The organism is Kitasatospora sp. NPDC048298 (assembly GCF_043201465.1).
GTDB lineage: Bacteria > Actinomycetota > Actinomycetes > Streptomycetales > Streptomycetaceae > Kitasatospora.
The window spans coordinates 112,103-138,420 of the sequence record NZ_JBICYZ010000005.1; the positions used below are offsets into that span (position 1 = coordinate 112,103).

Genomic DNA, 26,318 nt, shown 5'->3' on the forward strand with positions numbered 1-26,318 from the left:
CTCACCGTCCCGGCTACCCTGCGGCGTGACCGCCACCGCCCTGCCGCCGCTGCCCCCGGACGTCGCCGAACTGCTGCGCGCCCTCGACGCCCCGCCCCGCCTGGTCGCCCACCTCGCCCTGGTGCACGAAGTGGCCGAGGAGATCACCGGGTTCTGCGCCCGCGAGGGCCTGGTCTTCGACTGCGAGGCCGTCCTCTACGGTGCCGCCACCCACGACATCGGCAAGACCGTCCACCCCGAGGAGCTCTCCGCCCCCGGCTCCCGGCACGAGCCCGCCGGACACGCCCTGCTGCTCGCCCACGGCGTCCCCGAGCACCTCGCCCGCTTCGCCCGCACCCACGCGAGCTGGGACGGCCCCGGTGTCACCGTCGAGTCACTGCTGGTCAGCCTGGCCGACAAGGCCTGGAAGGACAAGCGGGTCCGGGACCTGGAGGACCTGGTGGTCGAGCGCCTCGCCGCCGCCGGCGGGCGGGAGCGCTGGGAGGCCTTCCTCGCCCTGGACGACCTGCTCACCCGGATCGGCGAGGACGCCCCGCGCCGGCTCGCCGTCCAGGCCGCCCACCCGGTGCGGACCGGGTGAAAATCGGAGCGACACGGCCGGTCGGCGGGTGTTAGCTTCCGCGGCATGGAATCCCTGGGTGAGAACGAGATCCGCGCGTCCTTCGTCAACTGCTCCAAGGGCGAGGCCCGTCGGCTCAACCTGCCCCGGGGCCTGGCCGAACTGCCCTGGGAGAACCTGGACTTCCTCGGCTGGCGGGACCAGGGCGCGCCCGACCGGGCGTACCTGGTGGCGCCGTACGGGGGCGAGCTGGTCGGCGTGACGCTGCGCTCGCCGGTGATCCGGCGCAGCCTGACCAAGACCAACGTGTGCTCGCTGTGCATCACCGCGCACGCCGGGTCGGGGGTGGCGCTGCTCGCCGCCCGCCGGGCCGGGGTGGCCGGGCGCGAGGGCAACACGGTCGGCACCTACATCTGCGCCGACCTCGCCTGCTCGCTCTACGTGCGCGGGCTGAAGAAGTCCACCCTGGTCACCCGGCCCGACGAGTCGCTGCCGCTGGAGCTACAGATCGACCGTACGGTGGCCAACCTCGACGGCTTCCTCGCCAGGGTGCTCGCCACCGCGGCCGCGTAACGGCTCCACGGCTCTTCCGCACCCGAGGCTCTCCGCACTCGAGACCCCGGCGTCCGGGGCCGCTCGGTGCCCGCTCAGTGCCCGCGCAGCTGGTCCAGCTCGCGGCGCTCCCGCTTGGTCGGCCGCCCGGTCCCGCGGTCCCGGGTCCCGGCCGCCGCGACGAACTCGCGCGGCGGCCGCGGCGGGCTGTTGTCGACCAGGCACTCCGCCGCGACCGCGGCGCCGACCCGCTTGCGGATCAACTGCCGCACGACCACGACCCGCTCGTACCCCTCCTCGCGGACCCGCACCTCGTCGCCGGGCTTCAGTGCCTGCGCGGGCTTGGCCCGCTCGCCGTTCACCTTGACGTGCCCGGCGCGGCAGGCGGCCGCCGCCAGCGCCCGCGTCTTGACCAGCCGGACCGACCAGATCCAGCTGTCCACCCGCACGCTTCCCTCGTGTTCAGCCATCCTCGGAGCCTACCCAAGGCCGGGGGCCGGTCCGCCCTACGCGGCGCGCGGCGCCTCCTGGACCGCCCAGCCGTTCCCGTCCGGGTCGTTGAAGAACACGAAGTTGTTCCAGGCCTCGCCGTGCCCGTCGACCCGGCCCCCCGCCACGAAGTGCTGGACCGGGCTGACCTGCACGCCCCTGGCCTGCAGCTCGGCGTGCGCCCGCTCGATGTCGGGCACCACCAGCTGGAGCCCCTTGACCGATCCGGGCGGCGAGTCGATCACGCCCTCGCCCACCACGATCGAGCAGGGCGAGCCGGGGGGCGTCAGCTGGACCACCCGGACCCCGTCCCGCAGCAGGGTGTCGTGGTTGACGGTGAACCCGGCCTGCTCCTCGTAGAAGAGCTTCGAGCGGTCCACGTCGGACACCGGGACCACCACGACTTCGAGTTTCCACTCCATCGCCCTCACCCCTCTCGGTCGGGCCCCTTCCAGTATCCGTCCGTAATCGCCGCCGGGGGCCGTCGGATAGCCTGAGAACACGATGAATCCCCAGACCACGCCCGCCGCGACCCCGCCGGACACCGCCTTCGCCACCCCGTGGGGCACCTTCGAACTCACCCGGTTCCCCGAGGATCCGCGCGAGCGGCTGCGGGCCTGGGACGCCGCCGACGAGTACCTGCTGCGCCACCTCGCGGGCGAGGCGGACAGCGCGGCCGGCGCCGCGACCGGGCTGGCCGGCCGCACGGTCGCCGTCCTCGGCGACCGCTGGGGCGCGCTGACCACCGCGCTCGCCGACCACCGACCGTTCCAGATCACCGACTCCCACCTCGGCCGCCGGGCCACCCTGGCCAACCTGGCCCGGGCCGGCGCCGCCGTCGACGAGTCCCGGCTGCTCACCACCCGGGACACCCCGCCGGAGCGGATCGACGTGCTGCTGGTGCGCGTCCCCAAGAGCCTGGCCCTGCTGGAGGACCAGCTGCACCGGTTCGCCCCCGCCCTCCACGAGGACACGGTGGTGATCGGCACCGGCATGGTCACCGAGATCCACACCTCCACGCTCCGGCTCTTCGAGCGGATCCTCGGCCCGACCCGCACCTCGCTGGCCGCCCGCAAGGCCCGGCTGATCTTCTGCACCCCCGACCGAGCGCTCGACCCCGGCCCCAACCCGTGGCCGCACCGCTACGCGCTGCCCCCGGACATCGGCCCGGTCTCCGGCCGCACCGTCGTCAACCACGCGGGCACCTTCTGCGCCGATCGGCTGGACATCGGCACCCGCTTCCTCCTCGCCCACCTGCCCGTCCCCGCCCCGGGCGCCCGTGTGGTGGACCTGGGCTGCGGCAACGGCGTGGTCGGTACGGCCGCCGCGCTGGCCGGGCCCGGCGCGGAGCTGGTGTTCGTGGACGAGTCGCACCAGGCGGTGGCCTCCGCCGAGGAGACCTTCCGCACCAACCTGGGCCCGGACGCCGCGGCCGAGTTCCTGACCGCCGACGCCCTGGCCGCGGACGCGGTGGCGCCCGGCTCGGTGGACCTGGTGCTCAACAACCCGCCGTTCCACTCCCACCAGGCCACCACCGACGCCACCGCCCGGCGGATGTTCACCGGCGCCAAGCGGGCGCTGCGGCCCGGCGGGGAGCTCTGGGTGGTCGGCAACCGCCACCTCGGCTACCACGTCAAGCTGCGCCGTCTCTTCGGCAACTGCCAACTCGTCGCCGGGAACCCCAAGTTCGTGGTGCTGCGAGCCGTGAAGCGCTGACCCCGCCGCCCCGCCCCGGCGGGGGTCCGGCGCGAACTCCTTGCATGAATTTTCCACCGCGCGTATATTCATGCCAAGACGAAGGAGGAACGCCATGGCATTGCGAGTCGCCGTCGCCGGCGCGAGCGGTTATGCGGGCGGCGAGGTGCTGCGCCTGCTGCTCGGCCACCCGGAGGTGGAGATCGGGGCGCTGACCGGCGGCTCGAACGCGGGCACCAGGCTGGGCACGCTCCAGCCGCACCTCCTCCCGCTCGCCGACCGCGTCCTCGAGGCCACCACCCCCGAGGTGCTGGCCGACCACGACGTGGTGTTCCTGGCGCTGCCGCACGGTCAGTCCGCGGCCGTCGCCGAGGAGCTCGGCCCGAACGTCCTGGTGATCGACTGCGGCGCCGACTTCCGGCTCAAGGCCGCCACCGACTGGGAGCAGTTCTACGGCTCCGCGCACGCCGGCACCTGGCCCTACGGCCTGCCCGAACTCCCCGGCCACCGCGCCGCGTTGAAGGGCAGCAACCGGATCGCCGTACCCGGCTGCTACCCGACGGCCGTCTCCCTCGCGCTGTTCCCCGCGTACGCCGCGCAGCTCGCCGAACCGGAGGCCGTGGTGGTCGCCGCCTCCGGCACCTCCGGCGCCGGCAAGGCCGCCAAGCCGCACCTGCTGGGCAGCGAGGTGATGGGCAGCGTCAGCCCGTACGGCGTCGGCGGCGTCCACCGGCACACCCCGGAGATGGCCCAGAACCTCTCCCCACTGGCGGGCGAGCCGGTCACCGTCTCCTTCACCCCCACCCTCGTCCCGATGCCGCGCGGCATCCTCGCCACCTGCTCGGCCAAGGCCAGGCCCGGGGTGACGGCGCAGAGCCTGCGCGCCGCGTACGCCGAGGCCTTCGTGGACGAGCCCTTCGTCCACCTGCTGCCCGAGGGGCAGTGGCCGCAGACCAGCAGCGTCTACGGCGCCAACACCGCCCTGGTCCAGGTCGCCCTGGACGCCACCGCCGGGCGGATCATCGCGATCAGCGCGATCGACAACCTGGTCAAGGGCACCGCCGGCGGCGCGGTGCAGAGCATGAACATCGCCCTCGGTCTGCCCGAGGAGCTCGGCCTTCCCGTGAACGGAGTCGCACCGTGAGCAAGAGCACGAACGTCGGAGTGACCGCCGCCAAGGGCTTCCGGGCCGCCGGCGTGACCGCGGGCATCAAGGCCTCCGGCACCCCCGACCTCGCCCTGGTGGTCAACGACGGCCCTTCGCTCGCCGCGGCCGGCGTCTTCACCGCCAACCGGGTCAAGGCGGCACCGGTGCTCTGGTCCGAGCAGGTCCTCAAGGGCGGCCGGGTCTCCGCCGTCGTCCTCAACTCCGGTGGCGCCAACGCCTGCACCGGCCCGCTCGGCTTCCAGGACACCCACGCCACCGCGGAGAAGGTCGCCGCCGAGCTGGGCCTGAACGCGGGCGAGGTCGCCGTCGCCTCCACCGGCCTGATCGGCGTACGGTTGCCGATGGACATCCTGCTCCCCGGGGTCGCGCTCGCCGCCGGCGAGCTCGGCGAGGACGGCGGCGAGGCCGCCGCGATCGCCATCAAGACCACCGACACGGTGCACAAGACCGCCCAGTACACCAGCCCGGCCGGCTGGACGGTCGGCGGCATGGCCAAGGGCGCGGGCATGCTCGCCCCGAGCCTCGCCACCATGCTGGTCGTCCTCACCACCGACGCCGATCTGGACGGCGCCGCCCTGGACACCGCGCTGCGCGGCGCCACCCGCACCACCTTCGACCGGATCGACTCCGACGGCTGCATGTCGACCAACGACACCGTGCTGCTGCTCGCCTCCGCCGCCTCCGGCGTCACCCCGGAGCAGGCCGAGTTCGCCGAGGCCGTTCGCACGGTCAGCGCCGACCTGGCCCGTCAGCTGATCGGCGACGCCGAGGGCGCGAGCAAGGAGATCCGGATCGACGTCACCGGCGCCGCCACCGAGGACGAGGCGGTCGAGGTCGCCCGGACGATCAGCCGCAACAACCTGCTCAAGTGCGCCATCCACGGCGAGGACCCCAACTGGGGCCGGGTGCTGGCCGCGATCGGCACCACCTCCGCCGCCTTCGACCCGAACGAGCTGGACGTCGCCATCAACGGCGTCTGGGTGTGCAAGTCCGGCGGCGTCGGCGAGGACCGCGACCTGGTGGACATGAAGGGCCGCGAGGTCGTCATCACGGCGAACCTCAACGCCGGCCCGGCGGGCGCCACGCTGTGGACCAACGACCTGACGGCCGACTACGTTCACGAGAACAGCGCCTACTCGACCTGACCGGCGTCACTTCGTCCGCGACACCCTGAGCCGCGACACCCCGAGTTGCGACACCCCGAGTCGCGACACCCGATCCGCGACATCCGTTCCGACGAGGGAAACCCGTGCAGATCGCACCCAAGGGCGAACAGGCCCGCAACAACACCGCGTTGCCCAAGGCCATGACGCTGATCGAGGCGCTCCCGTGGCTGGAGCGCTTCCACGGCAAGACCGTCGTGATCAAGTTCGGCGGCAACGCCATGGTGGACGAGAGCCTCAAGGCCGCCTTCGCCCAGGACGTCGTCTTCCTCCGCTACGCCGGTCTGCACCCCGTCGTGGTGCACGGCGGCGGCCCCCAGATCAGCGCCCAACTCGACCGGCTGGGCCTGGAGTCGAGCTTCACCAACGGCCTGCGGGTCACCACCCCGGAGACCATGGACGTGGTCCGGATGGTGCTGGCCGGCCAGGTGCAGCGCGAGCTGGTCGGCCTGCTCAACGAGCACGGCCCGTTCGCCGTCGGCATGACCGGCGAGGACGCCCACACCATGACGGCGGTCAAGCGCTACGCGGTGGTGGACGGCGAGCAGGTCGACATCGGCCTGGTCGGCGACATCGTCAACATCGAGGCCGGCGCGGTGAAGGCGATGATCGCCGACGGCCGGATCCCGGTCATCTCCTCGATCGCCCGCGGCGCCGACGGCCACGTCTACAACATCAACGCGGACACCGCCGCCTCCGCGCTCGCGGTCGCGCTCGGCGCCGAGATGCTCGTCGTCCTCACCGACGTCGAGGGCCTCTACAAGGACTGGCCGAACTCCGACGACGTGATCAGCCAGCTCACCGCGACCGAGCTGGAGGAGCTGCTGCCCGACCTGGCCAGCGGCATGCTCCCCAAGATGGAGGGCTGCCTGCGGGCCGTCCGTTCCGGCGTGGGCACCGCCCGCGTGCTGGACGGCCGGGTCCAGCACAGCCTGCTGCTGGAGATCTTCACCGACGAGGGCATCGGCACGATGGTCGTGCCGGACGACGAGACGACCGTGATCGGGGGACTGGCATGACCGGCACGACCGGCGGCACCGGAGCGACCCACAACGAGCAGTTCACCGAGCGGTGGCAGCACTCCTTCACCGACAACTACGGCACCCCCCGCATCCCGCTGGTGCGCGGCGAGGGCAGCAAGCTCTGGGACGCCGACGGCAAGGAGTACACCGACCTGCTCGGCGGCATCGCCGTCAACGCCCTGGGCACCGCCCACCCGGCCGTCGTCGAGGCGGTGAGCCGGCAGATCGCCACCCTCGGCCACGTCTCCAACCTCTTCATGGCCGAGCCCACCATCGCCCTCGCCGAGCGGCTGCTGGAGCTGGACGGCCGCCCCGGCGGCCGGGTGTTCTTCTGCAACTCCGGCGCCGAGGCCAACGAGGCCGCCTTCAAGATCAGCCGGCGGACCGGCCGCACCCACCTGGTCGCCCTCCAGGGTGCCTTCCACGGCCGCACCATGGGCGCCCTCGCGCTCACCGGCCAGCCCGCCAAGCGGGACCCGTTCCGCCCGCTGCCCGGCGACGTCACCCACGTCCCGTTCGGTGACGTCGAGGCGCTGCGCGCGGCCGTCACCACCGAGACCGCGGCCGTCTTCCTGGAGCCGGTCCAGGGCGAGAACGGCGCGATCCCGCTGCCGGACGGCTACCTGAAGGCGGCCCGCGAGATCACCCGGGCCACCGGCACCCTGCTGGTCCTGGACGAGATCCAGACCGGCGTCGGCCGCACCGGCCACTGGTTCGCCCACCAGGCGTACGAGGGCGTGGAGCCGGACGTGGTCACCCTGGCCAAGGCGCTCGGTGGCGGCCTGCCGATGGGCGCGGTGCTCGCCTTCGGGCCGGCCGCCGAGCTGCTCACCCCGGGCCAGCACGGCACCACCTTCGGCGGCAACCCGGTGGCCGCCGCGGCCGGGCTGGCGGTGCTGGACACCATCGAGTCCGAGGGCCTGCTGGAGCACGTCCGCAAGCTCGGCGAGCGGCTTCGCGACGGCGTCGAGGCGCTCGGCGACCCGCTGGTCTCGCACGTGCGCGGGGCGGGTCTGCTGCTCGGCATCGTGCTCACCGAGCCGGTATCGGCCAAGGTCCAGGCCGTCGCCCAGGAGGCGGGCTTCCTGGTCAACGCGGCCGTCCCGGAAGCCGTCCGGCTGGCCCCGCCGCTGGTGCTGACCGAGCAGGAGGCGGACGCCTTCCTGGCCGCGCTGCCGGGCATCCTCCGGACGGTGCGCGAGAGCGCCCCGGCCGATGCGAGTTGACCGTTGTCCGGGAGAATAATCACATGACCGCTTCCCATTCCGGCCCGTCCGCCACCGGCCCGACGCCGCAGGTCCCGCAGACCCGCACCGCGCGCCACCGGCGGATCGTGGACCTGCTCACCCGCCAGCCCGTGCGTTCGCAGAGCCAGCTCGCCAAGCTGCTCGCCGACGACGGACTCGTGGTCACCCAGGCCACCCTCTCCCGGGACCTGGACGAGCTGGGCGCGGTCAAGATCCGCAACCGGGACGGCGCGCTGATCTACGCCGTCCCGGCCGAGGGCGGCGACCGCACGCCGCGCGCGCCGATGGGGGAGTCGGCCAGCGAGGGCCGGATGGCCCGGCTGGCCGGCGAGCTCATGGTCTCCGCGACGGCCTCCGGCAACCTGGTGGTGCTGCGCACCCCGCCGGGCGCCGCCCAGTTCCTGGCCTCGGCGATCGACCAGGCCGAGGTGTTCGAGATCATCGGCACCATCGCCGGCGACGACACCGTGCTGCTGATCAGCCGGGACCCGGCCGGCGGCCAGGCGCTCGCCGACCACCTCATGCAACTCGCCCAGGCGAAGGCGCAGTAGCGTTCCGACCCGAAGAACCCCGGCCTGACGGAGACCGTCCGGCCGGGGTTTGTTTTTCATACGGTGTCGTGCATACTTATGCCGTCCACTGCACATGCATGAAGGAGCCACGCGATGACCGCCGAGCAGTCCTCCGACGTCCGCCTCTGGGGCGCGCGCTTCGCCGACGGCCCGTCCGAGGCGCTGGCCAGGCTCTCGGCCTCGGTCCACTTCGACTGGCGCCTCGCGCCGTACGACATCGCCGGCTCCAAGGCCCACGCCCGGGTCCTGCACAAGGCGGGCCTGCTCTCCGACGAGGAGCTGACCGGCATGCTGGCCGGGCTGGACCAACTGCTCGCCGACGTCGAGGCGGGCACCTTCACCGGCACCGTCGCCGACGAGGACGTGCACACCGCCCTGGAGCGCGGCCTGCTGGAGCGCCTCGGCCCCGACCTCGGCGGCAAGCTGCGCGCCGGGCGCTCGCGCAACGACCAGATCGCCACCCTGTTCCGGATGTACCTGCGGGACCACGCGAAGACCATCGGCGGCCTGCTGCTCGACCTCCAGCAGGCCCTGGTCGGCCTCGCCGAGGCGCACCCGGACACCGCGATGCCGGGCCGCACCCACCTCCAGCACGCCCAGCCGGTGCTCTTCGCCCACCACGTCCTCGCGCACGTGCAGGCCCTCGGCCGGGACGCCGAGCGGCTGCGCCAATGGGACGCCCGCACCGCCGTCTCGCCGTACGGCTCCGGCGCGCTGGCCGGCTCCTCGCTCGGCCTCGACCCGCAGGCCGTCGCCGCCGACCTCGGCTTCGAGGGCGGATCGGTCGGCAACTCCATCGACGGCACCGCCTCGCGCGACTTCGTCGCCGAGTTCGCCTTCGTGACCGCGATGATCGGCGTCAACCTCTCCCGGATCGCGGAGGAGGTGATCATCTGGAACACCAAGGAATTCGGCTTCATCACGCTGCACGACGCCTTCTCCACCGGCTCCTCGATCATGCCGCAGAAGAAGAACCCGGACATCGCCGAGCTCGCCCGCGGCAAGTCCGGCCGGCTGATCGGCAACCTGACCGGCCTGCTGGCCACCCTCAAGGCGCTGCCGCTCGCCTACAACCGGGACCTCCAGGAGGACAAGGAGCCGGTCTTCGACTCCTGCGACACGCTGGAGGTGCTGCTGCCCGCGTTCACCGGGATGATGGCCACCCTCACCGTGCACCGGGAGCGGCTCGAGGAGCTGGCCCCGGCCGGCTTCTCGCTCGCCACCGACATCGCCGAGTGGCTGGTCAAGCAGGGCGTGCCGTTCCGGGTCGCGCACGAGGTGGCCGGCGCCTGCGTCAAGGTCTGCGAGGCCGAGGGCATCGAGTTGTCCGACCTGACGGACGAGCAGTTCGCCGCGATCTCGGAGCACCTGACGCCCGAGGTGCGCTCGGTGCTCAACGTCCACGGAGCCATCGCCGCCCGCAACGGGCGCGGCGGAACCGCCCCCTCGGCGGTCGCGGTCCAGCTCGCCGAGGTGAAGGCGGACCTGGCGCGGCAGCAGGAGTGGTCGCGGGGCTGAGCCCCGACCCGGGGGCCGATCCCCGGCGCGACGGGGGAGGGGCGCGGCGGTCCGACCGGCGCGCCCCTCCCGCGTCCGCGCCTCGGCCCGGGCGTAACCGGCCCCGTCCCGGACCGTCATGCACGGTGTGTGCACCGCCCTTCCACCCGTCCCCTCCGCCGAGGACGTCTACCTCGCCGAACACCGCCGCCGCGTGGTCCGCGAGACCGTCGCCGCCCTGCCCGGCCGCTGCCCGCAGCTGATCGCCGCGCTCGCCGAGGACCCGCCGCCCACCTACCGTGAACTCTCCGAGCGGCTCGACATGCCGCGCGGCTCGATCGGCCCCACCCGTTCCCGCTGTCTGGCCTGCCTGCGGATGCTGCTCCACGCGGAGCGGTACCCCTGAGCGCGGGCCCGGACGACCGGGCGCGGCACACCCGGCCCGGCAGGTGACCCTCCTCACGTCCGCCCCCGCGAAGGTTGAGCGGAGCTGACGCCCGGGTAGAGCGCTGGCGAACGCGGCTCTTGACGGTGGCGCGATCGCTCGGATACTGAGCGTGAGCGCGCGCCACCCTCTGCGCGCCGGGCACGACGACTGGGGAGGCCCCTCCACATGGGCATGAGCGTGATCATCTCGGCTGCTGAGGCCGAGGACGCGGAGCAGATCCTCAAGCTCCAGTACCTCGGCTACCAGCCCGAGGCCGAGCTGTACGGCGACTGGGCGATCGAGCCCCTGACGCAGAGCCTGGAGAGCCTGCGCGCCGAGCTGTCCGAGCAGCACTTCCTGGTGGCCCGGCTGGGCGACGAGGTGGTCGGCACCGTCCGCGGCCGGGTCGGCGCCGACGGTGTCGCCCGGATAGGGCGCCTGGTCGTCCACCCGCGGATGCAGCGCCACGGCCTCGGCGGCCGCCTGCTGGACGCGCTGGAGCGCCGCATCGCCCAGGACGGCCCGGTGAGCGCCTACCGGCTGTTCACCGGCCACCGCAGCCTCGGCAACCTGCGGCTGTACGCTCGACAGGGGTACCGGCAGACCGAGGTCGAGCAGGTCAACAGCCGGCTGAGCTTCGTCCACCTGGAGAAGCCCGCCGCGACCGCGACCGCGCTCGCCGCGACGGCCTGAGCCCGCCGCCCCGCGCACGCCTCCGGCGCCGCCACCATCCGGACCACCGGTGGCGGCGCCGAGTCATGTCTCCGCTGGTCAAGGCGCCGCATGTCCGCATTGCGGACAGCTCGGCGAAAAGATTGGGCGGAATTCGACCCATCTGTTTTACTGGCTCACATGACTGCGACGACGAACTGGACCCCCACCGGCACCCTGCCGGCAGGTGAGCGTGCCATGTGTCGTCGAATGTGTCACTGCTGAGGGCCATCGCCCCCGGCACCCGCTGAAGGTGCCTCCCCCTCGCGCCCCGAAGCGAGACTCCGGCGCCGCTCCCGCCCGTGCGAGCGCGCCGTTCCTCCCGAACCCCTTCCTCGGCCGTGCCCGCCCACCCGCGGGCCGGGTGACTCGTCAGGGCCACGCCGTCGCGCGGCCCGGCCCTGCCACGGCCACGACCGAGGGAGTCGAGTCCGGATCCCCCCGGCGCAGCGCCGTGACACCGTCGACCGCACGCCGGTCGGACGGTCGATCCACGCCGCCCGCCCCCGACCCACGGAAAGCCGCTGTGATCACCACCACGGACCTGACGAAGGTCTACCGTTCCCGAGGCCGCGAGGTGACCGCCCTCGCCGGCGTCGACCTGCACGTCCGCCCGGGCGAGGTCTACGGAGTCGTCGGCACCAGCGGTGCCGGCAAGTCCACCCTCATCCGCTGCGTGAACATGCTGGAGCGCCCGACCTCCGGCACGGTCACCGTGGACGGGCTCGAGCTCACCGCGCTGTCCGGCGGCGAGAACCGGGCCGGCAGGGAACTGCGCGAGGCCCGCCGCCGGATCGGCATGGTCTTCCAGCACTTCAACCTGCTCTCCTCGCGGACCGTGCAGCAGAACGTCGAACTCCCGCTGGAGATCGTCGGACTGGACCGCACCGAGCGCCGCCGCAAGGCCGCCGAACTGCTCGACCTGGTCGGCCTCGGCGACAAGGCCCGCAGCTACCCGCACCAGCTCTCCGGCGGCCAGAAGCAGCGCGTCGGCATCGCCCGGGCGCTGGCCGGCGACCCCAAGGTGCTGCTCTCCGACGAGGCCACCTCGGCGCTCGACCCGGAGACCACCCGTTCGATCCTCAAGCTGCTGCGCGACCTCAACCAGCAGCTGGGCCTCACCGTCCTGCTGATCACCCACGAGATGGACGTCATCAAGTCCGTCTGCGACTCCGCCGCCCTGATGCGCGGCGGCCGGGTGGTCGAGTCCGGCGAACTCACGGACCTGCTGGCCCAGCCCGGTTCGGAGCTGGCCCGCGAGCTGTTCCCGCTCGGCGAGTTCGGCACCGGCCGCCCCGCCTCCACCGTGGTGGAGATCACCTTCCAGGGCGACAGCTCGGCCCAGCCGTTCGTCTCCCAGCTCGCCCGCACCTACCAGATCGACATCAACATCCTCGGCGCCGCGGTGGAGACCATCGCCGGCCGGACGGTCGGCCGGATGCGGGTCGAGCTTCCCGGCAGCCACCAGGACAACGTGGTGCCGATCGGCTACCTGCGCGAGCAGGGCCTGCAGGTGGCCGTCCTCGACTCGGACGGCGTCGGTGTGACGAACGGAGCGGTGGCATGACCTGGGACCAGATGCAGGAGCTGATGTGGCCCGCCACCCTGGAGACCTTCCAGATGGTCGGCGTGTCGACCCTCTGCACCGTCCTCCTCGGACTGCCCCTCGGCATCCTGCTGGTGCTCACCTCCAAGGGCGGGGTGCTCCAGAACCAGCCGGTGAACAAGGTGCTCGGCGCGGTCGTGAACCTCACGCGCTCGATGCCGTTCATCATCCTGATGATCGCGCTGATCTCCTTCACCCGCTGGCTGACCGGCAACTCCCTCGGCTGGCAGGCGGCCACCGTGCCGCTGACCGTCGGCGCGATCCCGTTCTTCGCCCGGCTGGTCGAGACCTCCGTCCGTGAGGTCGACCGCGGCCTGGTCGAGGCCGTCCACGCGATGGGCGGCGGCACCTGGACCCTGGTCCGCAAGGTGCTGGTCCCCGAGGCCCTCCCCGGCATCGTCGCCTCCGTCACCACCACGGTCATCGCGCTGATCGGCTACTCCGCGATGGCCGGCACCGTCGGCGGCGGCGGCCTCGGCGACCTCGCCTACCGGTACGGCTACCTGCGGTTCGAGACCACCTTCATGTGGATCATCGTGGCGGAGATCGCGGTCATCGTCACCGTGATCCAGCTGGCCGGCGACTACGCCGTGCGCCGGCTGGGCAACCGCGGCCACGGCGGCGGACGTACCCGACTGCTGCGCAGCCGCCCCGCCGCCCCCGCCGACGAGGACCTCGTCGCCCCCTAGACCTCCCTCGTCCGACCCCGGACGCGGCTCCCCGTTCCACGCAGAAAGGCACTTTTCGTGCGCAACGCCCTGAAGTTCACCAGCATCCTCGCCACCGCCGGCGTCGCCCTCTCGCTCGCCGCCTGCGGCAGCTCCGGGTCCTCCTCCTCGGACCCGAACGCGCCGCTCAAGGTCGCGGCGACCCCGACCCCGCACGGCCAGATCCTGAAGTTCGTCAAGGACAACCTCGCGGAGAAGGCGGGCCTCAAGCTCGACATCAAGGAGGTCACCGACTACGTGACCCCCAACACGGCGGTGCAGGACGGTTCGGCCGACGCCAACTACTTCCAGCACCTGCCGTACCTGGAGGACTTCAACAAGAAGAACGGCACCGACCTCGTCTCGGTCGAGAACGTGCACCTGGAGCCGCTCGGCGCCTACTCCAAGAAGGTCAAGTCGCTCGCCGACCTGCCGGACGGTGCCACCGTGGGCCTGCCGAACGACGCCACCAACGAGGGCCGCGCACTCAAGCTGCTCGCCGACAACAAGCTCATCACCCTCAAGGACGGCGCCGGCACCGCCGCCACCCCGGCCGACGTCACGGGCAACCCGAAGAACCTCAAGTGGAAGGAGCTGGAGGCCGCCCAGCTGCCCCGCTCCTACTCCGACCTCGACGCCGCCGTCATCAACAGCAACTTCGCGATCCAGGCCGGCCTGAAGCCGACCACCGACGCCCTGGTGCTGGAGAAGGCCGAGAACAACCCGTACGCCAACATCCTGGTCGTCAAGAAGGGCAAGGAGAACGACCCGCGGGTGAAGAAGCTGGAAGAGCTGCTGCACTCCGACGAGGTCAAGAAGTACATCGCCGACACCTTCCAGGGCTCGGTCATCCCGGCCTCCTGAGCCGGACCCCGCCCGACGCCCCGATCCCGACCGGGCCCCCGCCGCACCTCGGCGGGGGTCCGGTCGGGCAGTATGCGGCAGGGACGCTCCGGCCGGCCGCGTTCTGACGTACCGTCGTGCGGGCGGCGCACCGCGTGGCATCCGGGGCACGACGGAGGCGTACGGTGTTGTGTTCACGACCCGGCGAGGAGAGACGGCATGGCAGCGAGCTTCCCCGAGACCGCCATCAGCACCGAACGGCTGCTGCTGCGCCCCCTGGCGGAGGACGACGCCCCCGGCCTGGCCACGATGATGGCCGACGACCTCGTCCTCGCCTGGACGGACCTGCCCCACCCCTTCACCGAGGCGTACGCGGCCGAGCTCGCCCGCACCCTCGCCCCCGCCCACCGGGCCGCCGGACGCGGCATCGTCTTCGCCGTCACCGAGCACCTGACCCAGCGCCTGGTCGGCCTGGTCGAGCTGCGCAACACCGACTGGCGGCTGCGCAGCACCGAGATCTCCTACGTCACCGCCGTCTGGGCGCGCGGCGAGGGCTACGCGCCGGAGGCCGTCCTCGGTGTCGCCCAGTGGCTGTTCGAGGACCGCGGCTTCCTGCGCCTGGAGCTGCGCACCGCCGCCGGGAACACCGCCGCCCAGCAGGTCGCCCAGAAGGTCGGCGGGATCAGCGAGGGCGTGCTGCGCAGCGCCTGGATAGTCCGCGGGGAGTCCGGCGAGGTGGTGGGGGCACCGCCCGGCCGCCAGGCCGGGGGAGAGAGCCGCAGCGACCTCATCCTGTGGAGCCTGCTCCCGGAGGACCTGGAGTCGCCCGAAGCGCACCGCGCCGGCTGGCACGGCGACCACCGCTACGTGCTGCGCGACTGATCGCCCCCGCCCCCGTTCACCCGGCACGCACATGTGTGCGAGATGTCGGGCTCCGGGGTACCACACCCGGTAGCCTCTGGACCGGCACCGCACGACAGCGGATCGAGTGGCGCACCGAGGCGAGGGAGAACGGCCGCAGATGGCTGACCGGATCACGGTCATCGGGTGGGACGGCACACCGCCGACCGAGGCCGCCGGCGCGGCCCTGGCCGCGGCGACCCTGGTGGCGGGCGCCCCCTACCAACTGAACGCGCTCCCGGTGCCGGAGTCCGCCGAGCGGATCACCCTCGGCAACGTCCGGCAGGCCGCCCGCAGGATCGCCGAGCACCGCGGCGCCGCCGTCGTGGTCGCCGAGGGCGACCCGGGCTTCTTCGGGGTGGTGCGCACCCTGCGCCGCCCCGAGTTCGGCCTCGAACTGGAGGTGCTGCCCGCCGTCTCCTCGGTGGCCGCCGCGTTCGCCCGGGCCGGCATGCCCTGGGAGGACGCCCAGGTGGTCAGCGCGCACGGCGGACGGCTGCGCCGCGCCGCCAACATCTGCCGGGCCCACCCCAAGGTCGCGGTGCTCACCGCGCCGGGCGCCGGGCCCGCCGAACTCGCCCTGATGCTGCGCGGGGTGCACCGGACCTTCGTGGTCTGCGAGGCCCTCGGCACCCCCGAGGAGGACGTCACCGTCCTCACCTCCGACCGGATCGCCGACCACGTGTGGCGCGACCCCAACGTGGTGCTGGTGATCGGCGGCGGCGCCCAGGCCGCGGCGGTGGACGAGGCGGCCGGCTGGCTCGCCGGGCGCCCGGTCGGTTACCCCGGCGTGGAACGCGGCTGGGCGCTCCCCGGTGACGCCTACACGGGCGCCGGGCGCACGGAAGGCGAGCCGGGCGCGCCCGAGGCACTCCCCGCCCATGTGCGCGCCCTGGTGCTGGCCCGTCTGGGTGCACGTCCCGGGGACCTGGTCTGGTCGGTCGGTGCCGGCAGCGGCGCCCTCGCCGTGGAGGCGGCCCGGTTCGGTGCCGCGGTGGTCGCGGTCGAGGGCTCCCGTTCGGCCTGCGCCCGGCTGACCGTCAACGCCCGCCGCTACGGCGTCGAGGTGGAGGCGGTGTACGGGAGCGGACCCGAGGTGCTGGGCGGCCTGCCGGAGCCGGACGCGGCCGTGGTGGAGTCCGGCGGCCTGGACGTGGTGCGCGCGGTGCTGGCCCGCCGGCCCGAGCGGTTCGTCGCACTGCCCCGGACACTCGCCGAGGCGGAGGAGGTCCGCCGGGCGATCGCCGGGGCGGGCTACCGGGCGGACGGCGCGCTGCTCCAGGCGACCCCGCTGCGGCCGGTGGACGAGGGCGACGGGCTGGCACTGGGCGCGGGCACGACCGGCGCGCTGGTGCTCTGGGGTGAGCAGATCGTGTGAAGGCCGTGGGCGCGCGCCGGTGCCGTCCGCTGCCGTCGACGGTGATCCAGGTCGCATCCGGACACCGATTCGAGAGGTGACCGCGCGGTGCCGGTAGTGTGACGTCCTGGGCGGCTGCATCGGTCGGCGACCCACCCGATTCGGTCGGTTTGTCACCTTTTTGACGTGGTGCAATCCGATTCCGCTCGGAGTGTGGGCAATTCGACGGGCCTCGTGCCGGACCTGGAGAATGCCGTAGGGTCCGGTGCGGTCGTGCCGGTTGCTCCGGGTTGTCGTTGTTTCAGACGATGTGCCGCCCCGTACGGGCGGTGCGCCGGGCCGGGGTGCCGCAGTGCGCCGGATGGACTTGGGCCGCAGCGCCACGGCGCGGCGGCCGCGTGTGGTTAGGGGCGGGTCGGTGCTGGTTCGGCCCGCGCGGATGGGCGCTGCGATCGGTGATCGTGTCGCCGAGGGCGCGGCAGCGGCCTGGAAGGAGCTTTGACAATGACCGATGGCGGCCACGTCCCGGGCGAGGGACTGCCCGAGCACCTGCACGCCGGGCCTGACCCGCTCGGCGGACCGGAGGGCGTCGCGGGCGTTGCACCCCTCCACGGCGTCGCGACGGACGGCGGGGTGATCCCCAACCCGGCGGCCCCGCTCGGCGGCGTCCCCGGTGCGATGCCCCCGGGCCCGGGTGTCATCCCGCCGCAGGGCCAGCACGGCTACGGCGTTCCCGGCGTGCCCCAGCCCGGTCACCCGGGCGAGGGCTGGGCCGTCGACCAGGGCGCCCCGCGCCCGGCCTTCCACTTCCTCGACCAGCCGGACGGACTGGACGACGATGACGACGTGCTGCTGATGCCGGGCCCGCAGGGCTCCTGGGGCGAGCCCGCCGCGGCCGTCCCGGCCGATCAGATGCCGCTCGCGCCGCAGCAGGACGGCACCCCGGTCGAGCCGTCCTGGCCGCCGGTGGACCCGCCGGTGCTCGGCGCCGAGCACGCCGTCCAGCAGCAGCCCGTCCAGGTGCAGCCGCAGCAGCCGATGACGCAGGCTCAACAGCCGCGCCGGCCGCTGCACGCCGGTCCGCCGATCCCGGACCCGTCGCTGATGACCGGCCAGGTGCCGGTCCGCTCGCTGGCCGACCGCGGCCCCTCGCAGGGCGGCACGCCCGCGCACGGCATCCCGGTGGTCGGCCGCCCGCCGATGGCCGAGGCCGCCGCCCAGGCTCCGGCCGCCGCGCCGCAGGCCGTCCCGGTGGCGCCGGTCGCTCCGGTGGCCCAGGGGATCCCGGTCGTCGACGGGCAGCAGCTGCCGCAGACGCCGGACTTCCAGCAGGCCCACGGTGCCCAGCAGGTGCCGCTGGCCGCGCCGCCGGTCGAGACCGTGCTGGCCGTCGAGACGGTCGGGGCGATCGAGGTGATCGAGGTCGTCGAGCTGCCGGAGGCCGTCCAGGCCGCCCCGGCCCAGCCCGCGCAGGACGTGACGGCGGCCCAGGCCGCCGAGACCGTGGCGGTTGTCGAGACCGCAGCGGAGGCCGTCGCGGTCGCGCCGCAGGCCGTCGTGGCCGAGCAGGCCCAGCCGGCGGCCGGGGTTGCCGAGGCGCCCGTGGCCGAGGCCGTCGCCGTCGAGGGCGTCGCCGCTGAGGGCGCCGCCGTCGAGGGCGCCGCCGTGCCCGCCGAGCAGCCCGAGGCCGTGGCCCCGGCCGGTCAGCCGCGCCGGATCTCCGCCTTCCTCGCCGCGCCCACCCCGCACGGCCTGCCCAAGGTCGAGGCGGCCCAGCAGGCTCCGGTCGTCCAGGAGGCGGCCCCGCAGGAGTCCGCGCCCATAGCGGCTGCCGAGGCCCCGCAGGCCGTGGAGACCGCCGAGGTCGTGGCGGGTACCGAGCCCGCCCCGGCTGTGGAAGCCGCCGAGGTCGTCGAGGCCGCTGAGCAGGCCCCCGTCGCCGGGGCCGCGCCGGAGGCCGTCGCTGAGCCGGTCGCGCAGACCGCCGCGGGCACCGGCGAGATGCCCTCCGGCCAGGCCGTCACCGAGCCCGTTGTCGCCGAGCCCGTCGCCGCCGAGCCCGTTGTCGCCGAGGCCGAGCAGCCGCAGCAGCAGGCCGAGGTCCCGGCCGAGCAGGTCGCGGAGCAGCCCGTGGAGGTGCCCGCGGAGGCCGCCGCCACCGCCGTTGCCACCGCTGCCGAGCCGGCCGCCGAGGCACCGGCCGAGGCCGCCCCCGAAGCGGAGCCGGCGCAGCCCGCCGAGGCCGCCGAGGAGCCTGCCGCCGAGACCGCCGCGCCCGCCGAGGAGGCCGCACCCGCCGAGGGCGTCGCCGAGCAGCAGGCCGCCGCCCCCGAGGCCGAGACTCCCGCGGAGCAGGCCGCCGAGCCCGCCCGGACCCAGGCCCCGGCCGAGGTCGAGGCCGCCGTCGCCGAGCCCGTCCAGGAGCAGCCCGCCGAGGCCGAGCCCGTCGGCGAGCAGGCCGCCGAGGCGACGGCGGAGCCCGTCGAGCAGCCGCAGGCCGAGCAGTCCGCCGCCGAGACCCCCGCGGAGCAGGCCGCCGAGGCGTCCGAGGCCGCCGAGGCCGTCGCGGGGCAGCCCTCCGCCGAGGAGGCGCAGGAGCAGCCGGAGCAGCAGCCCGAGGAGCCCGCCGAGCCGCGCGGCCCGGCCGCCCCCGGCTACGACGAGGCCGGCCGCGAGGCCGTCCACCAGGTGATCCGCGAGCGCCGCGACGTGCGCAACGGCTTCCGCCCGGACCCGATCCCGCACGAGGTGCTGATCCGCGTCCTGGAGGCCGCCCACACCGCGCCCAGCGTCGGCTACTCGCAGCCCTGGGACTTCGTGGTGATCCGCTCGGCGAAGACCCGCCGGCGGATGCATGCCCTGGCCGAGCGCCAGCGCGAGGCGTACGCGGACTCGCTGCCCAAGGGCCGGGCCAAGCAGTTCAAGGAAATCAAGATCGAGGCCATCCTCGACACCCCGGTCAACATCGTGGTGACCGCCGACCGCACCCGTGGCGGCCGGCACACCCTGGGCCGGCACACCCAGCCGCAGATGGCCCCGTACTCGGCCGCCCTGGCCGTGGAGAACCTCTGGCTGGCCGCCCGCGCCGAGGGCCTGGGCGTCGGCTGGGTGAGCTTCTTCGACGACGAGGAGCTGGTCCGCGAGCTCGGGCTGCCCGAGCACCTGGAGGTCGTCGCCTACCTGTGCGTCGGCTTCGTCGACGAGTTCCCGGACGAGCCCGAGCTGGAGCAGCAGGGCTGGGCCAAGAAGCGCCCGCTGTCCTGGGTCGTCCACGAGGAGCAGTACGGCAACCGCGCGCTGCCCGGCGAGGAGCCGCAGAGCCTGCTCGCCGAGACCCTGCGCGGCATCCGCCCGCTGGACGCCAAGGCGCTCGGCGAGGCCTGGGACCGGCAGAAGCGGATGACCAAGCCGGCCGGTTCGCTCGGCATGCTGGAGATCATCTCCGCCCAGCTGTGCGGGCTGTCCCGCAAGTGCCCGCCGCCGATCCCGGAGCCCGCCTGCGTGGCGGTCTTCGCGGCCGACCACGGCGTGCACGCCCAGGGCGTCAGCCCCTGGCCGCAGGAGGTGACCGCCCAGATGGTCGCCAACTTCCTGGCCGGGGGAGCGGTGATCAACTCCTTCGCCAAGCAGATCGGCACCGAGGTCTGCGTGGTCGACGTCGGCGTCGCCGCCGAACTGCCGGAGGCCGTCCAGCAGGGCCGCGCGACCGGTCTGCTGCCGCGCAAGGTCCGCCCCGGCACCGCCGACATGACCCAGGGCCCGGCGATGACCCGCGAGGAGGCCCTCAAGGCCATCGAGGTCGGCATCGAGACCGCCCGCGACCTGGTCGCGGCGGGCAACAAGGCGCTGATCACCGGCGACATGGGGATCGCCAACACCACCGCCTCGGCCGCCCTGATCTCGGTGTTCACCGGCCTCGACCCGGCCGAGGTCACCGGCCGCGGCACCGGCATCGACGACGAGACCCACGCCCGCAAGATCGAGGTCGTCCGCGCCGCGCTGGCCCTGCACCAGCCCGACCCGAGCGACCCGGTCGGCGTCCTCGCCGCCGTCGGCGGCCTGGAGCACGCCGCCCTGGCCGGCTTCCTGCTGGGCGCCGCCTCGCTGCGCACCCCGGTGGTCCTGGACGGCGTCATCGCCGGTTCGGCCGCGCTGGCCGCCAAGGCCATCGCCCCCGAGGTGCTGGCCGCGTGCATCGCCGGACACCGCTCCGCCGAGCCGGGCCACCAGGCCGCGCTGGCGAAGCTCGGCCTGCGTCCGCTGATCGACCTGGACCTGCGGCTCGGCGAGGGCACCGGTGCCCTGCTGGCCCTGCCGCTGGTGCAGAGCGCTGCCCGGGCGATGCACGATGTAGCCACCTTCGACTCCGCCGGGGTCACCGAGAAGGCCTGAGGCATCCCGTCACCGCTCCGCGGACCGGCCCGAGGGCGCGCCGGACCGCGGAGCGGTGACGTGCCGTACCGTCCCCACACCCTCACCCCCGATCAGGAGCACCGCCGATGACCGCGCCCACCCCGCACCCGAGCACCGAGGGCCGCACCCCCTACCCGGTGGGCCTGCTGCTGGCCGGCCGCCGCGTCGTCGTGGTCGGGGGAGGCCAGGTCGCCCAGCGGCGGCTGCCCGCCCTGATCGCCACCGGCGCCGACCTGCACCTGATATCGCCCGCCACCACCCCGGCCGTCCAGGCCATGGCCGACGCCGGCGAGCTCACCTGGCACGCCCGCCCGTACCGGGACGGCGACCTGGCCGACACCTGGTACGCCCTGGTCGCCACCGACGACCCGGCCGTCAACGCGGCGGTCAGCGCCGAGGCCGAGCGCGAGCGGGTGTTCTGCTCCCGCAGCGACGACGCCGCCGCGGCCACCGCCTGGACCCCGGCCAGCGGCCGCGACGCGGGTGCCACCGTCGCCGTCCTCACCGGCGACCCGCGCCACTCCGCCGCCCTGCGCGACGCCATCGTGGACGGCCTGCGGGACGGCTCGCTGGCCGCCCGCCAGTACCGCTCGCACGGCGCCGGCGTGGCCCTAGTCGGCGGCGGCCCCGGCGACCCGGACCTGATCACCGTGCGCGGCCGCCGGCTGCTCGCCGACGCCGACGTGGTCGTCGCCGACCGCCTCGCCCCGCGCGAGCTGCTCGCCGAACTGCCCGAGCACGTCGAGGTGATCGACGCCTCCAAGATCCCGTACGGCCGGTTCATGGCCCAGGAGGCGATCAACCGCACCCTGGTCGAGCACGCCAAGGCCGGCAAGTTCGTGGTCCGGCTCAAGGGCGGCGACCCGTACGTCTTCGGCCGCGGCGGCGAGGAACTGCTGGCCTGCGTGGAGGCCGGGCTGCCGGTCACCGTGGTGCCCGGGATCTCCAGCTCGATCAGCGTCCCCGCGGCGGCCGGCGTCCCGGTCACTCACCGCGGCATGACCCACGAGTTCACCGTGATCTCCGGCCACGTCGGCCCGGACGACGAGCGTTCGCTCACCAACTGGGAGGCCGCCGCGAAGATGAGCGGCACCCTGGTGCTGCTGATGGCCGTGGACAAGATCGGCGCGATCGCCGCCCGGCTGGTCGAGTACGGCCGTCCGGCGGACACCCCGGTCGCCGTCGTCCAGGAGGGCACCACCGCCGCCCAGCGCCGGGTGGACGCCACCCTGGGCACCGTCGCCGCGGTGGTCGAGGCCGAGGGCGTCAAGCCCCCGGCGGTCATCGTCGTCGGCGACGTCGTCAACGTGCTGGCCGCGGCCTTCCAGCCGTAAGGCCGCACGGGAGCGGTCCCCCCAGGAGTAGGAAGTCGGCCCGGCCGACTTCCTACTCCAGCGGTTGCTCCGTCCAGATGACCTTCCCGGTCGCCGTGTAGCGAGTCCCCCAGCGGTCCGCGAACTGCGCGACCAGGAACAGCCCGCGCCCGCCCTCGTCCTCGGTCGCCGCGTACCGCAGGTGCGGCGAGGTGCTGCTGCCGTCCGACACCTCGCAGATCAGCGAACGGTCCCGCAGCAGCCGCACCCGGATCGGTCCGGCGCCGTACCGGATCGCGTTGGTCACCAGCTCGCTCAGGATCAGCTCGGTGACGAACGCCGCCTCCTCCAGCCCCCACGCCGTCAGCCGCTCCGCCACCGCGGCCCGGACCCGGCCCACCGCGGCCGGGTCCGAGGGCACCTCCCACTGCGCCACGTGGTCCGGCGCCAGCACCCTGGTCCGGGCCACCAGCAGCGCGATGTCGTCCTGCTGGTGCGCCGGCAGCAGCGCCGCCAGCACGTCCGCGCAGGTCTGGTCCGGGGAGTGCGGCGGCCCGGCCAGCACCGCCCGCAGCAGCTCCAGCCCCTCGTCGATGTCCCGCTCCCGGTCCTCCACCAGCCCGTCCGTGTACAGCACCAGCCGACTGCCCTCGGCCAGCTCCAGCTCCGCGGTCTCGAACGGCAGCACCGCCAGACCCAGCGGCGGCCCGGTCGGCAGCTCCGGGAACACCACCCGGCCCTGCGGGTCCACCACGGCCGGCGGCGGGTGCCCGGCGCTGGCCAGCGTGCAGCGCCGCGACACCGGGTCGTAGATCGCGTACAGGCAGGTCGCCCCGGCCAGCTCCGCGCGCTCGCCGCCCGCCGCCTCGTCCTGGTCGATCCGGTTCACCAACTCGTCCAGGTGCCCCAACAGCTCGTCCGGCGGCAGGTCCAGGGTCGAGAAGTTGTGGATCGCCGTGCGCAGCCGGCCCATCGTCGCCGCCGCGTGCAGCCCGTGCCCCACCACGTCCCCGACCACCAGCGCCACCCGCGCGCCCGGCAGCGGGATCACGTCGAACCAGTCGCCGCCCACCCCGGCCTGGGCCGGCAGGTAGCGGTGCGCCACCTCCAGCGCCGACTGCTCCGGCAGGGTTCGGGGCAGCAGGCTGTGCTGGAGCGTCACCGCCATGGTGTGCTCCCGGGTGTAGCGGCGGGCGTTGTCGATGCACACCGCGGCGTGCGCCACCAGCTCCTCGGCCAGCGCCAGGTCCTCCGCCTCGAACGGCTCCGTCCGCTGAGCCCGCCAGAACCGGACCACCCCCAGCAGCACCCCGCGCGCCCGCAGCGGCACCCGCACCAGCGAGTGCACCCCGTACGCCAGCACCTGCGCCGACCCCTCCGGGTCCTGCTCCCGCCACTGGCCGGCGTCCGTCAGGTGCGGCTCGACGGCCGGCTCCCCGCTGTGCAGCGCCACCGCCAGCGGGGTCGAGGGCACCACGTCCAGCACCGTGCCGACCGGATAGAACGGCGCGTCGTCCTCGACTCCCGCCACCGCGACCCGGCGCATCCGCCCCAGCGAGGGGCCCGGCGGCGGCTCCTCGCCGGTCAGCACCTGGTCCGCCAGGTCCACCGTGACGAAGTCCGCGAACCGCGGCACCGTGACCTGCGCCAGCTCCTGCGCCGTCCGCGTCACGTCCAACGTGCTGCCCACCGTGACCCCGGCGTCGTACAGCAGCCGCAGCCGCCGCTGGGCGCGCTCGGCCCGGCCGGACAGCGCCGCCAGCTCGGTGGAGTCGCGCAGCGTGGCGACGCAGCCGGGCGGACCGCCGGGCCGGTCGATCAGCCGGACGTTCACCGCCAGCAGCCGCTCCCCGGACAGCACCACCTGGTCGGTCACCGGGCGCCCGGCGGTCAGCAGCTCCAGCGGCGCCTGCTCCAGGCCCAGCTCGCTCACCGGGCGGCCCTCGGCGTCCGGCGGCAGGTCCAGCAGCCGGCGCGCCTCGTCGTTGCAGAGCAGCAGCCGCCCGTCCCCGCCGACGATCATCACGCCCTCGCGCACGGCGTGCAGCACCGCCGCGTGGTGCTCGTACATCCGGGTCATCTCGACCGGGCCCAGCCCGTGCGTCTGGCGCCGCAGCCGCCGGCTGATCAGCGCCGTCCCGAGCGTGGCCAGCCCCACCGCGGCCGCCGCCGCGCCCAGCACCACAGGCAGCTGCCGCTCGCTGGCGCTGCTGATGTTCCTCAGCGTGACGCCCGCCGAGACCATCCCGACCACCGAGCCGTCCGGCGCGTGCACCGGGACCACCGCCCGTACCAGCTGGCCGAGGGTGCCCGCGACGTTCTGGGTCACCACCTGCCCGTGCAGCGCGGGCTCGTAGACGCCGGTGAACTTCTGGCCGATCCGGGCCGGGTTCGGGTGGGTGTAGCGGATGCCCTGGTCGTTCAGCACGACGATGAAGTCCACCCCCGAGGCGACCCGCGCGGCCTCCGCGCTCGGTTGCAGGAGGGCCGTCGGGTTCGGGGAGCGCAACGCGTCGACGATGCCCGGGGAGTTGGCGAAGGTCTGGGCCACCGCCACCGAACGGTTGCGCGCCTCGTGATCGGCGTCGTTGCGCGACTGCACCACCAGCGCCACCGCGGCCGCCGCCACCAGCAGCAGCACGACCACGACCTGGAGCGCGAACACCTGTCCCGCCACCGACCGGCGCCACACCGGCCACCGCGGCTTCGCGCGCGCCAGCTGTGGCCGACCGTGTGGGCCCCCACCGGGGGAGCCGGCGGAGTCAGCGGCACCAGAGGCCGACGAAGCCCAGGATCGGCCCGGATTTCGGGCCATACGGTCATGTTTGCACTACGACCAGCCGGGGACCACCCCGCTCCCTCGGCCGTTTGGCCTTCCCCACCCGGGCTTGGCAAGATCGCAGGGTGTCCGAACCCCGCACCATCACCGACCCCGCCGACCCCCGCCTCGCCGACTACACCGGCCTCACCGACGTCGAGCTGCGCCGCCGCCGTGAACCCGCCGAGGGCCTCTTCATCGCCGAGGGGGAGAAGGTCATCCGCCGCGCCCTCGCCGCCGGCTACCGGATGCGGTCGATGCTGCTCACCCCCAAGTGGCTGGAGGTGATGGGCGACGTCATCGCCGAGGCCGACGCCCCCGTCCACGTGGTCGAGCCCGCCCTCGCCGAAGCCGTCACCGGCTACCACGTGCACCGCGGCGCCCTCGCCTCGATGGAGCGCAAGCCCCTCCCCGACGCCGCCGAGGTGCTCGCCGGGGCCCGCCGGGTCGCCGTGCTGGAGGGCCTGGTCGACCACACCAACCTCGGCGCCATCTTCCGCAGCGCCGCCGCCCTCGGCATGGACGCCGTCCTGCTCTCGCCCGACTGCGCGGACCCGCTCTACCGGCGCGCCGTCAAGGTCTCCATGGGCGCCGTCTTCGCGGTCCCGTACGCCCGCCTGGACCCCTGGCCCGCCGCCCTCGACACCGTCCGCGAGGCCGGCTTCACCCTGCTCGCCCTCACCCCCGCCGACACCGCCGTCGACCTCCACACCCTCACCCCGCACGGCCTCCCCAAGGCCGCCCTCATGCTCGGCGCCGAGGGCGACGGCCTCACCCCCCGCGCCATCGCGGCGGCCCACCACCCCGTCCGCATCCCCATGGCCCACGGCATCGACTCCCTCAACGTCGGCGCCGCCGCAGCCGTGGCCTTCTACGCCGTCACCACCCCCACCCCCTGACGCCGCCCCTCCGCATGAGAAGTCGGCCCGCCCGACTTCTCATGCGCGCGCCTTTTCCCCATCCCGCCCGGCGCCCTCCCACCGCGCGAGAAGTCGAGCCGGCCACGTACCCGGCGCCCGCCGCAGCGCCCCTCGGCACGGCCCCGCCCCAGAAGTCGGCGCGCGCCTTCCCCTTCCCACCCGGCGCCCGCCTCCACAGGGCTCTCCCGCCGCGTGCTGCTCGCGCCCCGGCAGGGGCTCTTGCTGCGCGAGAAGTCGACTGGGCCGACTTTTCGTGAGTGCGGCCTTGCCGGGGCCATGTACTGGGGCGCCTGGCTGTGGTGGTTCTCGGGGCGGCCGGCACCGGAAGTCGGCCTGGTC

22 protein-coding genes are annotated in these 26,318 nt (G+C 74.2%); 19 read left to right on the top strand and 3 right to left on the bottom strand.

What is annotated here, in order from left to right; genetic code table 11:
• Positions 1–25: 25 nt before the first annotated feature.
• A complete protein-coding gene (locus ACGF0D_RS06145; RefSeq protein ID WP_392914140.1) occupies positions 26–580 on the top strand; it encodes a phosphohydrolase in 555 nt (184 codons plus the stop codon).
• Positions 581–625: 45 nt separating this feature from the next.
• Positions 626–1,132, top strand: coding sequence for an FBP domain-containing protein (locus tag ACGF0D_RS06150; RefSeq protein WP_392874561.1), 507 nt, complete (start codon positions 626–628; stop codon positions 1,130–1,132).
• 74 nt (positions 1,133–1,206) lie between these two features.
• Here ACGF0D_RS06150 and ACGF0D_RS06155 read toward each other — a convergent pair whose 3' ends face one another.
• Positions 1,207–1,581: an RNA-binding S4 domain-containing protein gene (locus ACGF0D_RS06155; protein ID WP_392874564.1), complete on the bottom strand. Its 375-nt coding sequence runs from the start codon at positions 1,579–1,581 to the stop codon at positions 1,207–1,209.
• Positions 1,582–1,617: 36 nt separating this feature from the next.
• Positions 1,618–2,022 (bottom strand): VOC family protein, encoded by a 405-nt coding sequence (locus tag ACGF0D_RS06160; RefSeq protein ID WP_392874567.1) that lies wholly within the window; start codon positions 2,020–2,022, stop codon positions 1,618–1,620.
• A gap of 82 nt (positions 2,023–2,104) precedes the next feature.
• Between ACGF0D_RS06160 and ACGF0D_RS06165 the strand changes: the two genes are divergently transcribed.
• From ACGF0D_RS06165 to cobA, 16 genes are all read left to right on the top strand, one after another.
• Positions 2,105–3,316: a methyltransferase gene (locus ACGF0D_RS06165; RefSeq protein ID WP_392914141.1), complete on the top strand. Its 1,212-nt coding sequence runs from the start codon at positions 2,105–2,107 to the stop codon at positions 3,314–3,316.
• A 94-nt stretch (positions 3,317–3,410) separates the two neighbouring features.
• Positions 3,411–4,439, top strand: coding sequence for an N-acetyl-gamma-glutamyl-phosphate reductase (argC, locus tag ACGF0D_RS06170; RefSeq protein WP_392914142.1), 1,029 nt, complete (start codon positions 3,411–3,413; stop codon positions 4,437–4,439).
• Entirely contained in the window at positions 4,436–5,608 is a 1,173-nt protein-coding gene (gene argJ / locus ACGF0D_RS06175; protein ID WP_392914143.1) for a bifunctional glutamate N-acetyltransferase/amino-acid acetyltransferase ArgJ, read from the top strand. Before argC ends, argJ begins: the two co-directional genes overlap by 4 nt.
• A gap of 161 nt (positions 5,609–5,769) precedes the next feature.
• Positions 5,770–6,645, top strand: a complete 876-nt coding sequence (argB, locus tag ACGF0D_RS06180; protein ID WP_392875762.1) for an acetylglutamate kinase — start codon at positions 5,770–5,772, stop codon at positions 6,643–6,645.
• Entirely contained in the window at positions 6,642–7,874 is a 1,233-nt protein-coding gene (locus ACGF0D_RS06185; protein ID WP_392914144.1) for an acetylornithine transaminase, read from the top strand. The genes argB and ACGF0D_RS06185 overlap by 4 nt, the downstream gene beginning before the upstream one ends.
• A 23-nt stretch (positions 7,875–7,897) precedes the next feature.
• A complete protein-coding gene (locus tag ACGF0D_RS06190) occupies positions 7,898–8,446 on the top strand; it encodes an arginine repressor (RefSeq protein ID WP_360343103.1) in 549 nt (182 codons plus the stop codon).
• Between the two features lie 114 nt (positions 8,447–8,560).
• Entirely contained in the window at positions 8,561–9,985 is a 1,425-nt protein-coding gene (gene argH / locus ACGF0D_RS06195) for an argininosuccinate lyase (RefSeq protein WP_392914145.1), read from the top strand.
• Between the two features lie 127 nt (positions 9,986–10,112).
• Positions 10,113–10,370 carry a hypothetical protein gene (locus ACGF0D_RS06200; RefSeq protein ID WP_392874586.1) on the top strand — a complete coding sequence of 86 codons (258 nt, stop codon included), beginning with the start codon at positions 10,113–10,115 and terminating at the stop codon, positions 10,368–10,370.
• A gap of 207 nt (positions 10,371–10,577) precedes the next feature.
• The gene (locus ACGF0D_RS06205) at positions 10,578–11,084 is read left to right on the top strand and encodes a GNAT family N-acetyltransferase (RefSeq protein ID WP_392874589.1); all 507 of its coding nucleotides are present in this window, start codon (positions 10,578–10,580) and stop codon (positions 11,082–11,084) included.
• A 544-nt stretch (positions 11,085–11,628) separates the two neighbouring features.
• Positions 11,629–12,669, top strand: a complete 1,041-nt coding sequence (locus tag ACGF0D_RS06210; protein WP_392914146.1) for a methionine ABC transporter ATP-binding protein — start codon at positions 11,629–11,631, stop codon at positions 12,667–12,669.
• The gene (locus ACGF0D_RS06215; RefSeq protein WP_392874595.1) at positions 12,666–13,397 is read left to right on the top strand and encodes a methionine ABC transporter permease; all 732 of its coding nucleotides are present in this window, start codon (positions 12,666–12,668) and stop codon (positions 13,395–13,397) included. Before ACGF0D_RS06210 ends, ACGF0D_RS06215 begins: the two co-directional genes overlap by 4 nt.
• 57 nt (positions 13,398–13,454) lie before the next feature.
• The gene (locus ACGF0D_RS06220; protein ID WP_392874598.1) at positions 13,455–14,279 is read left to right on the top strand and encodes a MetQ/NlpA family ABC transporter substrate-binding protein; all 825 of its coding nucleotides are present in this window, start codon (positions 13,455–13,457) and stop codon (positions 14,277–14,279) included.
• 198 nt (positions 14,280–14,477) lie between these two features.
• Positions 14,478–15,140, top strand: a complete 663-nt coding sequence (locus ACGF0D_RS06225) for a GNAT family N-acetyltransferase (protein WP_392874601.1) — start codon at positions 14,478–14,480, stop codon at positions 15,138–15,140.
• Between the two features lie 139 nt (positions 15,141–15,279).
• Positions 15,280–16,536 carry a precorrin-6y C5,15-methyltransferase (decarboxylating) subunit CbiE gene (cbiE, locus tag ACGF0D_RS06230; protein WP_392914147.1) on the top strand — a complete coding sequence of 419 codons (1,257 nt, stop codon included), beginning with the start codon at positions 15,280–15,282 and terminating at the stop codon, positions 16,534–16,536.
• A gap of 483 nt (positions 16,537–17,019) precedes the next feature.
• The gene (cobT, locus tag ACGF0D_RS06235; protein WP_392914148.1) at positions 17,020–20,907 is read left to right on the top strand and encodes a nicotinate-nucleotide--dimethylbenzimidazole phosphoribosyltransferase; all 3,888 of its coding nucleotides are present in this window, start codon (positions 17,020–17,022) and stop codon (positions 20,905–20,907) included.
• Between the two features lie 107 nt (positions 20,908–21,014).
• The gene (cobA, locus tag ACGF0D_RS06240) at positions 21,015–22,262 is read left to right on the top strand and encodes a uroporphyrinogen-III C-methyltransferase (RefSeq protein WP_392914149.1); all 1,248 of its coding nucleotides are present in this window, start codon (positions 21,015–21,017) and stop codon (positions 22,260–22,262) included.
• Positions 22,263–22,314: 52 nt separating this feature from the next.
• Here the strand turns inward: cobA and ACGF0D_RS06245 are convergent, their stop codons facing one another.
• Positions 22,315–25,056 (bottom strand): SpoIIE family protein phosphatase, encoded by a 2,742-nt coding sequence (locus ACGF0D_RS06245; RefSeq protein WP_392874612.1) that lies wholly within the window; start codon positions 25,054–25,056, stop codon positions 22,315–22,317.
• Positions 25,057–25,145: 89 nt separating this feature from the next.
• Here ACGF0D_RS06245 and ACGF0D_RS06250 point away from each other — a divergent pair, with 89 nt between their 5' ends.
• Entirely contained in the window at positions 25,146–25,958 is an 813-nt protein-coding gene (locus ACGF0D_RS06250; RefSeq protein ID WP_392914150.1) for a TrmH family RNA methyltransferase, read from the top strand.
• Positions 25,959–26,318: the final 360 nt, after the last annotated feature.